The organism is Roseovarius sp. D22-M7 (assembly GCF_037083785.1).
Lineage (GTDB): Bacteria > Pseudomonadota > Alphaproteobacteria > Rhodobacterales > Rhodobacteraceae > Roseovarius.
Genome location: NZ_JBAPKY010000160.1, coordinates 1 through 1,472 on the forward strand (window position 1 = coordinate 1; position 1,472 = coordinate 1,472).

Genomic DNA, 1,472 nt, shown 5'->3' on the forward strand with positions numbered 1-1,472 from the left:
ATCCTCCACGGAGAAACTCCTTCCCTATTCCAAGACAGGGACGGATTCCCAGAAATCATAAGTCAGAAGAAGGTGGGCCCCAGATCGCGCTTACAATATTTCCACAGCTTCGCCGATCACGTGGGCCAGGAGCCCGAGATGAAACGCCCGCGGCCCAGCCCGCGCATGATCACCGAAGCCGATGAGGCCATGCTCTGGCTGCGCTGGCTGGAGCGTGACGACGCCCGGATCGTCTGGCTGCGCGCCAACCGCAAGCCGTGGAAGAAGATCACCTGGGAGATCGGGCTCAGCCGCCCGGCCGCCAACCGGCACTGGCAATACGGCGTGGCGCTGATCACCTGGCGGCTCAACGGGCGCGTGCCATCAGCCAAGCGATCGCGGCGCTTCGTGATCGAGAACGCCGACCGGCTGTCAAGGAAAATCGTCCTGTGACGGAATTATCGGTGAGACATCCGGGAGGGTTTCACGAACCGGCGCCACGGCCTACAAACGGGGTATGATCGCACGAGACGTGAACGAAGGGACGATGGCCTGCACCGCTGGATTCCGGGGTCCACCCGGAGTCCGGTTCGGGGTCCAGACGGGTGCCAAGGGGGAGACAGTTCGAAACCGGGCAGCCGCCCACCGCTTGACCGGAAAAACTGTCTCCGCCGACCCGTAAGCCGTTGATTTTACGGTTCCTTTTTGTGCACTTCGTATGCTGGGGGGCGCAGCGCGCAATTTCGCTAGCGTCAGAGCGATTTTTTTGGGAGTCCATCCCGGTCGGAGTCCACCCCTGAAACCGGAAATAACCACGCAATAACAGATGTTTGGCAGGTGGACTCCGGGGTGGATACCTGGCGCTCGGGAGTCCACTCTCGAATCCACTGGACCCCGCATTGGCGGAGTCCACCCCGGCGCTTGCGGCCGCCCGCGGTGACGCCGGTCGCGTCGCCAACGCCGCCCGAACTGGACTCATCGACAACCAGGAGAGCAACCCCATGGTATCTGCCGTCACTCGCAACCCTGCGGCACATCTGGTAGCCGGGCCGGCAGAGATTGCCAGAGAGATCGTGCATGCGCGTGGAGCCGCAGACCGAGCCCAATCAGATTTCCCGCGGGATCCTCACGATCTGCGCGGGCGTGGCGTTTCTGGTGGCGAACGACGCCATCGTCAAGGTGCTCACGGACCGCTACGACCCGGTGCAGATCCTCTTCCTGCGCAACCTGATCGCGATGCCGATGGTCGCCGCGGCAGCGCTGATCCTGCGGGGANCCTCTTCCTGCGCAACCTGATCGCGATGCCGATGGTCGCCGCGGCAGCGCTGATCCTGCGGGGACCGCATGCCCTGCGCACGAGGCACCTGGGGCTGCACGCGGCACGCGGGCTGCTGATGTTGCTCGGCGCCTATCTCTATTTCATCAGTCTGAGCTTCATGCCGCTGGCCGAGGCGACGACGCTGATCTTCTCGGCCCCGATTTTCATCACAGCG

Annotated in this window: 1 protein-coding gene and 1 pseudogene; both read left to right on the forward strand. The window is 63.6% G+C overall.

The features are described from left to right. The first annotated feature begins 72 nt into the window (after positions 1–72). Positions 73–432, forward strand: coding sequence for a DUF6362 family protein (locus V8324_RS21820; protein ID WP_336421985.1), 360 nt, complete (start codon positions 73–75; stop codon positions 430–432). Between the two features lie 854 nt (positions 433–1,286). Beyond that, a pseudogene (locus V8324_RS21825) lies at positions 1,287–1,472 on the forward strand (EamA/RhaT family transporter); the annotation flags it as partial.